We start from the raw sequence: 7658 nt of genomic DNA on the forward strand, positions 1-7658 counted from the left end.
TGGCTGCGATAGGATACTTTTGTTTCTAAAGGTTATTGTCCAGTATTTCGAAGGCGTCGCTCCTCTTTTTCGTCTAAAATCATTTTGCGAATTCGAATACTTTTTGGCGTTACCTCCATTAATTCATCATTACCAATATATTCCAAAGCAAAATCAAGAGTTACTTCACGCGGCGTATTAAAATGCTCAATGCCACCAGTTCCTTGAGAACGCATATTAGAGAGAGCTTTAGCCTTACAAACGTTCACGGAAATATCATCAGCCCTGGAATTTCGGCCCACAACTTGACCCTTATAAACTGAAACCCCCGGTTGAATAAAAAGCTCTCCCCTGTCCTGAGCGTTCACCATTCCGTATAAATTAGTTAGTCCGGTTTCAAAAGAGACTAACGATCCATGTTCACGAATTTGGACCCGTCCCGGAGCATCTTTAAAATCCACGCATATCTTTAAGATCCGCGCCGCGGATTCCTAGTTTCTGGATGACTGCGCCTGAATATACTTCGGGTACTTCAATATAAACCTGTTCGTAAGGCGTCATTTTTTTACCATCAATCATTTTAATAACCGCCTGAGGCTGAGAAACTTGTAATTCGTATCCTTCGCGACGTAAGCGCTCAATTAAAATGCCTAAATGAAGTTCACCGCGACCCGAGACAGCCCATTCATTAGCATCGCCGTCCTCAATTTTTAAAGCTACATCCGTTTCCAGTTCCTTGTAAAGACGAGCGCGAATTTGACGTGAAGTACTAAATTCGCCTTCGGTACCGGCAACCGGCGAAGTATTAACGCCAAAAGTCATTTTGACGGTTGGTTCTTCGATGTGAAGAAGTGGCAGTGCAATCGGATTATCCAAATCAGTGATCGTTTCTCCAATAGTAATATCGGCAATCCCGGCAATGGCCGCAATGTCACCGGCTTCTACCTCATTAACCTCAACTCTTTCCAAACCAATAAAAGTCATAATTGAGGTCAACTTCGCGCGTTTAACTTCGCCTTCGCGAGTGATATGAGCAACGTCTGATCCGGCTTTAAGCACCCCGTTATAAACCCTACCGGTTGCGATACGGCCTTTAAAAGAGTCGTATGTGAAGGCCGCGGGATCAACTTTTGGAGCGGGCACATGCTTAATAATTTCATCAAAAATCGGTGAAATGTCGGTCATACTAGCCAAATCTGGCTTTAAACCGGCTTTGCCAAGACGAGAGGAGGAATAAATAATCGGAAAGTCTAAAGCGGCATCGCTGGCCCCAAGCTCCATAAATAAATCAAAGGTCTTGTTTAAGCCCTCGTCAATTCTGGCGTTTGGCTTATCGATCTTATTCATAACGACGATGACTTTAAGGCCGAGGTCTAGAGCTTTCTTGAGGACGAATCGAGTTTGGGCCATGGGCCCTTCCTGAGCGTCAACTAATAGTAAACAGCCATCGGCCATTTTAAGCACCCGTTCGACCTCTCCACCAAAATCGGCGTGACCCGGGGTATCAATGATATTAATTTTGGTGCCTTTCCAATCAACGGAAGCATTTTTGGAGAAAATGGTAATGCCACGCTCCTTTTCCAAGTCGTTTGAATCCATAATAAATTCCTGAGCGGCTTGCTCTTTATTTAAATGGGTATTCGATTGGCGCAGTAATGCGTCAACCAAAGTGGTTTTCCCATGGTCTACGTGAGCAATAATAGCAACGTTTCTAATATCCATAAAAAACACGCCCCCCAAGGCGTAAAGGAGATTATACACTAAAAATTTCTGTTTTGCGTAGTCTTATAGAAGACTTTTGAGGTCAATTATGATTTCTGAGACGTGGGTAAGAGGATTAACTTTGAGGTAAGCTTTACGAATGACTCCAGTTGTGTCAATTAAATAGGTGATTCTTAGTGTTCCTTCGTATTCTTTCCCCATAAATTTCTTGCTTCCCCAAGCTTCGTATTTGTTAATAATCTCTTTTGTCTCGTCAGCCAGAAGTGGAAATTTAAGATGATATTTAGCGGCGAATTTTTGATGAGAAGCTATAGAATCTTTAGAAACACCAATGATGACTGCTCCCAGTTTTTCAAGTTCAGTATAACTATCTTGCAAGCTGCAGGCCTCTTTAGTACAACCTGGGGTGTCGTCTTTAGGATAAAAATAGAGGACGACCCATTTGCCTAGGTAGTCAGACAAATTCCTAACTGTTCCAGTTTGATCCGAGGCGCTAAATTGTGGGGCTTTGGTGTTAATTGACAACATAGATATGTATCTATATTGTATCACAGTTGAAAAGTGGCGGAGGGAATGGGAGTCGAACCCATGATCCTCTTGCGAGGAAACGCGCTTTCCAAGCGCGCGCTATAGACCACTAAGCGACCCCTCCAGAACTTAATTGCAATAGCGAGTATATCACCACTGTAGCTGCCATGGCCACGTTGAGGCTCTTACCGGCTCCTAGCATTGGAATTTCTATGGCAGCGTCACATGCCTTTATGACATCTTTACTTAAGCCTTCGGTTTCGTGACCGAGTACAAAGCAAATATTAATTTGTGATTTAGTTGTTATAGATTTAATAAAATTTATATAATTTATACTTTGCGATGACTGCTCGACAGCGACTACAGTAACGCCATCTTTTTTAAGCTTTTCTATTAGGTCAATCGCTGCTTCATCGTGCTCCCAGGCAACGGAGTTAAATGATTCTAAAGCGGTTTTGGCGATTTCTTTGGAAGTTTTTGCGGCTACGTATCTTGGTCTTGCGTCATTATCACTCAAAGGATAGGGCGTGTAACCGGTCAAATAAAGCTTAGTGACAGCTGTGGCGTCTGCCAGTCTAAAAAGCGAACCAACGTTATAGCAACTGCGAACGTTGTCGGCGAGGAGATAAATCTTCATGATTTGGCAGACCAACGACTAAAAACACCGGTAGAAATTAGACGGCCGGTTGAAGTCTCTTTTAGTCCTAACTCGCCGTATTCGGTTTGTCCTTGGAGATTCTTAGTGATCTCGTCTAAAGCATTTTTTAGGCTAACAGCCGGCATGCCGGCGGCGTAAGAGTTGACGATTATAAATAATTGTTTATCGGAAAGTAATTTTGCTGATTCTTTTAGAAGTTCTGGAAAATCAGTGGCAAATTTCCAAGTGCGGCCTTTAGGATCATGGCCAAAAGCCGGTGGATCCATAATAATCCCATCGTACTTTACGCCTCGTATAACTTCGCGACTGACGAACTTTAAAGCGTCATCGAGAATAAGTCGGATTGGGGCGTTTGGTAAGTTCGATAAGATTTCGTTCTCCTTTAACCAGGTCAACGCTGGTTTAGAAGCATCAACGTGAGTAACTTCGGCTCCCAGTGAAGCGGAGACAAGACTCGCCCCACCGGTATAACCAAAAAGATTAAGGATCTTAGCGCCGGACTTTTTGGTCGACAAGCACTTAGCAATAAATTCCCAATTAACCGCTTGTTCCGGAAAAATTCCTAAATGCTTAAATGGTGTGGGTTTAAGCGCAAAATTTAAATTCTGATAGGTTAACGTCCAATTATTTAGGTTAGAATTGAGTTTCCAGACGCGAGAGGTTTCGTCAAAATGAGCATCGACGTGCTCCCAAAGGCTTAAAGATGATTTAGACCAGATCACGGTTGGGTCTGGTCGTGACACAATGAAGCGACCGAAGCGTTCTAAACGATAGCCATCACCAGAGTCCAGTAGTTCATAATCTTTCCAAGTTGTGGGGCATAGCAATTCCATGTGACTATCATATCAAACTGTGCTAGTTTAGAGCCATGACTATTCTCCAAACCATCATCATGGCGATTACCGAAGGCCTCACCGAATTTCTGCCGATCTCTTCGACAGGACATATGATTCTTATTTCAGATCTTCTTAAAATTCAACAAACCGCTTTTGTTAAAGACTTTGAAATTTTTATACAATTAGGCGCGATTTTAGCCGTCGTTGTCTTATACCTGCCTAAATTTATAAAACCATCTAAAGACTGGGTCAAAATAATTGTCGGTTTTATTCCGACCGCCGTGATCGGGTTAATTTTATATAAAATCGTCAAAACGTATTTGCTGGGCAACACATTGATCGTCGCCGTAGCTTTGTTACTTGGTGGTATTGCTTTATTAGTCCTTGAGTGGTGGTTTAAGTCTCGTCAACCGGTAATTAATAGTATTGACGAAGTTAATTATCAAAAATCGGCAACTTTAGGCCTATTTCAAGCTATCTCCATTATTCCTGGCGTTTCCAGATCTGCGGCCACGATTAGCGGAGGAATGATTTTAGGGATGACCCGAAAATTAGCCGTTGAGTTCTCGTTTCTGCTGGCGGTGCCGACAATGATCGCCGCCTCCGGTCTTGACCTGGTTAAATCAGGCTGGCATTTTAGTGGTCGTGAATATTTGTTATTAGGGATAGGGTTTGTGGTTGCTTTTTTGACCGCAATGATCGCCGTCAAAGCTTTCGTAAAGTACGTCGAGAGTCATTCGTTCGTTACATTCGCTATTTACAGAATCGTGTTGGGAGTGGTTGTTTTGTTGTTAGTTCGTTGAAATAGTTACCGTATTAATAATAACGTCCGTCAGAGGCTTGGACTGTGCGCCGTCTGCTCCCATTGTAGTCGGAGTTGCCGCGATTTTACTCAACACATCTTGCCCAGTCGACAAAACCCCAAAAATAGTGTAATTTTTAGGAAGAGGTACGTCTTTCGTCATAATAAAAAACTGACTACCGTTGGTATTTGGGCCGCTGTTGGCCATCGCTAAGGTGCCAACGACATATTCGCGAGTAACTTTTTCATCAGCAAATTTATACCCGGGACCACCGGTGCCATTGCCCACCGGATCGCCACCCTGAATCATAAAGTCGGCAATAATTCGGTGAAATTTAAGACCATTGTAAAAGTTATTAGAGGATAAAAAGACGAAATTGTTAACGGTTAATGGGTCTTCAGAAGCAAAGAGATCGAAAGTCATATCACCGAAAGCTGTTGACATCGTTGCCGTGTACTTTTTAGTTGCGTCAATGATCATAGATGGCACTACGGACCAACTTTTGACGTTGCTGGTTTGAGAGCCTTTGACAGCTGAATCAGAGCCTTGAAGTGTGCCACTACCAGTTGTAAGTAAATCGTCAATACCAGACATAGTTGATTGTTCCTCGGAAATCCTTTGTAGTTTAGCCTCGCTATCTGGGCTTTTTTGGACTTTATAAACTACGAAAAAAACCACTGCCGCCAGTAGAATTATCGATAAGACTAAAAAACCACTTTTAGACATGGTTAGTCATTCTAGCATACAAAGCCACCCCAACGCTAATGGCTAAATTTAGGCTGTCAACGGCCGGAGACTGCGGAATTAACACCGTTTCTCCCAAACTTTGATACTCAGCCCCAAGACCACTGCCCTCATTCCCAAAAACTAACGTGGCCGGGTTTTTAAATTTAACTTTGGGAAGTTCATTTTTGCCGTCAACCATAAAGCTGTATAAAAGATTCTTATTTGATTTTTGATATTCCGCTAGAGAATTATAGTAGCTAAAATTAATTCTAAAAATGGCTCCCAGTGAAGACCGAATTACTTTAGGATCGAAAATATCCACCCCTGGTTTGATTACCGCCAAATTAGTAACTCCAAACCCCAGCATCGTCCGAATAATCGTCCCCAGATTTCCCATGTCCGAGGGATTATCTAAAAGAACATGATCAACATTTCGTTTAATATCCGAGAGATACTTTTTAAACTCTCCGGCGGCATAGCAGTTATCGCTGTTAGATAAATTCCTCAGACGCCCGTCAGACTCCTCAATAGGAATGTGCAAGCGCCCACAAGACTCTGTAATTTCTTTTAATCCCCTATTTTTATAACCCTTGGAACTAACATAGACCCGGCGCAAATCCTGCGGCCGGGCCCGAATAAGTTCGATTGTTGGAAATACTCCCACCGCATAGGAGACCTCGTCAGTTTTTTTGTAGTTCATGAACTATTTAATTTAAACAAAAGTACTCTTAATAAGCGCTATTCCAACGATAAATCCACAAACAGCTATCCCAATAACAATGCCGTATAGAATGCTCATGTTATCGACATTTTTATTCAAGCTACTTGGTAGAGTTAGCTTGTATGATTTTGATTTGGCAGTCTTTTTTTTCAATCAAATCACCTCAATTCCACATGTCATTCCGGCCCCATTATTAACTTTCAAGCCCGGAATGACAGTTGTTCGTTAGTAACCTTTGACGCTACAACCAGGGTTAATGACCCAATCAACGTCAGTGCTAGACCACCAGCCATTAGTTTCATTAAGTTATCAGTTCTGGTTTCGATCTCTTTTAAAGAGCGGCCGATGATTACAAACCCACTGCTACTTTGTCCTTTATAATATTTAACCACAATCGCCATTCGGACTTTTGGTAGCGGTTGCCAAGTAACTCGGTCATCTGCGTGAGATTTAGCAAAGCTCAAAACGCCGCTGGGAACGACAGGAGATTTTCCACTGACAGTAATAGACGAGGCAAGCACTTTTCCGGATTCATCCGTGATTATTAAAAACGGCGTTAGACTTTGAGCAACGTCTATTTTCTGAGCTTGATCGTAACTGGCTGGATCCGCGCCTTGAGCTATTAGTCCGGCAATGTCTTGAGAGAGTTGAACCTGAGGATCGTTAGCTGATTGCCGAAAGTTCTGTTGCACCGAGCAATAAGCTCCCACAATCGCCGCCGTGGCCACAAATGCCAACGGCACCCAAGAAATAACGCTTTCGAGAATTAACTTTTTGTGAATTTTGAAATTTAATTTCATGTACTAAATATATAACAACAGATTTGATAATTACACAAGGCTTTTCTCGAGAAAAACCTAAGTTTATTTTCAGCAGATTCTAAGCTAAAAAGCTATAATTATGGTAGTTATGAAGATTCTGCTAGTCGAGGATGAACATAAGATTGCTCAGGCCATTAAGAAAGGTTTAGAGCAGGAAAAATATGTGGTCACTATCGCCTACGATGGCGAAGAGGGGCTGGACTTGGTGTTATCGGAGAACTTCGACTTGATTATTTTGGATCGACTGCTCCCTAAAGTTGACGGTCTGGATATTTGTAAGCAAGCGCGGTCTAAAGGTATTCATATGCCAATTTTAATGCTCACCGCTCGCGGTCAAACCCATGAAAAAGTGGAAGGTTTAAACTCCGGAGCGGATGATTATTTAACCAAGCCGTTTAATTTGAATGAATTACTGCTGCGTGTAAAAGGGATGCTGAAGCGTAAGATGTGGTACCAGTCGTCAGCAGAGATTGAGCCTTCTTACCGCTTTGGGAACAACATAGTGAATTTTGAAAATCTAAGTTGTATCAGCGGTTCAAAAAACTTTGTACTAACACAACGAGAAGCAATGGTTTTAAAATACTTAATTGAGAGGAAGGGGAAAATAGTTTCCCGTAAAGAATTGCTAGAAAATGTCTGGCATCTAAGTTCGGAGGTCGAAACAAGAACAATAGATAATTTTATTTCACGCTTAAGAAAATATTTTGAACCTGATCCGGAACACCCAATCTATATTAAAAGTATTAGAAGCGCGGGATACACATTCAATGATGAAATAAAGAATAGTATTCCGCCCTCTCTATAATAATTAACTCAAACCGCACATTCCGTTTGCACAGCCGCCGTATGAAGGAACACCGCAAC

8 protein-coding genes, 1 tRNA gene and 1 pseudogene are annotated in these 7658 nt (G+C 42.1%); 2 read left to right on the forward strand and 8 right to left on the reverse strand.

What is annotated here, in order from left to right; genetic code table 11:
* Positions 1-32: 32 nt before the first annotated feature.
* The 5 genes and pseudogenes from NT141_00155 to NT141_00175 all read right to left on the reverse strand — a co-directional run bounded on the left by NT141_00155 (position 33) and on the right by NT141_00175 (position 3720).
* Positions 33-1701 (reverse strand): annotated as a pseudogene (locus NT141_00155) (GTP-binding protein).
* A 63-nt stretch (positions 1702-1764) separates the two neighbouring features.
* Positions 1765-2229, reverse strand: coding sequence for a thioredoxin-dependent thiol peroxidase (gene bcp / locus NT141_00160; protein ID MCX6783476.1), 465 nt, complete (start codon positions 2227-2229; stop codon positions 1765-1767).
* A 34-nt stretch (positions 2230-2263) separates the two neighbouring features.
* A tRNA-Ser gene (locus NT141_00165) sits at positions 2264-2353 on the reverse strand.
* A complete protein-coding gene (locus NT141_00170) occupies positions 2339-2866 on the reverse strand; it encodes a TrmH family RNA methyltransferase (protein ID MCX6783477.1) in 528 nt (175 codons plus the stop codon). Before NT141_00170 ends, NT141_00165 begins: the two co-directional genes overlap by 15 nt.
* On the reverse strand, positions 2863-3720 hold the full coding sequence (locus NT141_00175; GenBank protein MCX6783478.1) for a class I SAM-dependent methyltransferase: 858 nt from the start codon (positions 3718-3720) through the stop codon (positions 2863-2865). Before NT141_00175 ends, NT141_00170 begins: the two co-directional genes overlap by 4 nt.
* A gap of 35 nt (positions 3721-3755) precedes the next feature.
* Here NT141_00175 and NT141_00180 point away from each other — a divergent pair, with 35 nt between their 5' ends.
* Positions 3756-4526 carry an undecaprenyl-diphosphate phosphatase gene (locus NT141_00180; GenBank protein MCX6783479.1) on the forward strand — a complete coding sequence of 257 codons (771 nt, stop codon included), beginning with the start codon at positions 3756-3758 and terminating at the stop codon, positions 4524-4526.
* Here NT141_00180 and NT141_00185 read toward each other — a convergent pair.
* From NT141_00185 to NT141_00195, 3 genes are all read right to left on the reverse strand, one after another.
* Positions 4515-5006, reverse strand: a complete 492-nt coding sequence (locus NT141_00185) for a peptidylprolyl isomerase (protein MCX6783480.1) — start codon at positions 5004-5006, stop codon at positions 4515-4517. The genes NT141_00180 and NT141_00185 overlap by 12 nt on opposite strands.
* A gap of 238 nt (positions 5007-5244) precedes the next feature.
* Positions 5245-5952, reverse strand: coding sequence for a TrmH family RNA methyltransferase (locus tag NT141_00190; GenBank protein ID MCX6783481.1), 708 nt, complete (start codon positions 5950-5952; stop codon positions 5245-5247).
* A gap of 221 nt (positions 5953-6173) precedes the next feature.
* Positions 6174-6773 (reverse strand): hypothetical protein, encoded by a 600-nt coding sequence (locus NT141_00195; protein MCX6783482.1) that lies wholly within the window; start codon positions 6771-6773, stop codon positions 6174-6176.
* Positions 6774-6882: 109 nt separating this feature from the next.
* On the opposite strand from NT141_00195, the gene NT141_00200 reads away from it, so the two are divergent.
* Entirely contained in the window at positions 6883-7599 is a 717-nt protein-coding gene (locus NT141_00200) for a response regulator transcription factor (protein ID MCX6783483.1), read from the forward strand.
* Positions 7600-7658 lie beyond the last annotated feature (59 nt).

The sequence above is a fragment of the candidate division WWE3 bacterium genome (assembly GCA_026396615.1).
Classification (GTDB): Bacteria; Patescibacteriota; WWE3; order JAPLWK01; family JAPLWK01; genus JAPLWK01.

Bases quoted from the DNA above. Each gene is read 5' to 3' on its own strand.
- bcp (MCX6783476.1), bottom strand. From the start codon at position 2,229: ATGTTGTCAATTAACACCAAAGCCCCACAATTTAGCGCCTCGGATCAA.
- NT141_00170 (MCX6783477.1), bottom strand. From the start codon at position 2,866: ATGAAGATTTATCTCCTCGCCGACAACGTTCGCAGTTGCTATAACGTT.
- NT141_00175 (MCX6783478.1), bottom strand. From the start codon at position 3,720: ATGGAATTGCTATGCCCCACAACTTGGAAAGATTATGAACTACTGGAC.
- NT141_00180 (MCX6783479.1), top strand. From the start codon at position 3,756: ATGACTATTCTCCAAACCATCATCATGGCGATTACCGAAGGCCTCACC.
- NT141_00185 (MCX6783480.1), bottom strand. From the start codon at position 5,006: ATGATCATTGACGCAACTAAAAAGTACACGGCAACGATGTCAACAGCT.
- NT141_00190 (MCX6783481.1), bottom strand. From the start codon at position 5,952: ATGAACTACAAAAAAACTGACGAGGTCTCCTATGCGGTGGGAGTATTT.
- NT141_00195 (MCX6783482.1), bottom strand. From the start codon at position 6,773: ATGAAATTAAATTTCAAAATTCACAAAAAGTTAATTCTCGAAAGCGTT.
- NT141_00200 (MCX6783483.1), top strand. From the start codon at position 6,883: ATGAAGATTCTGCTAGTCGAGGATGAACATAAGATTGCTCAGGCCATT.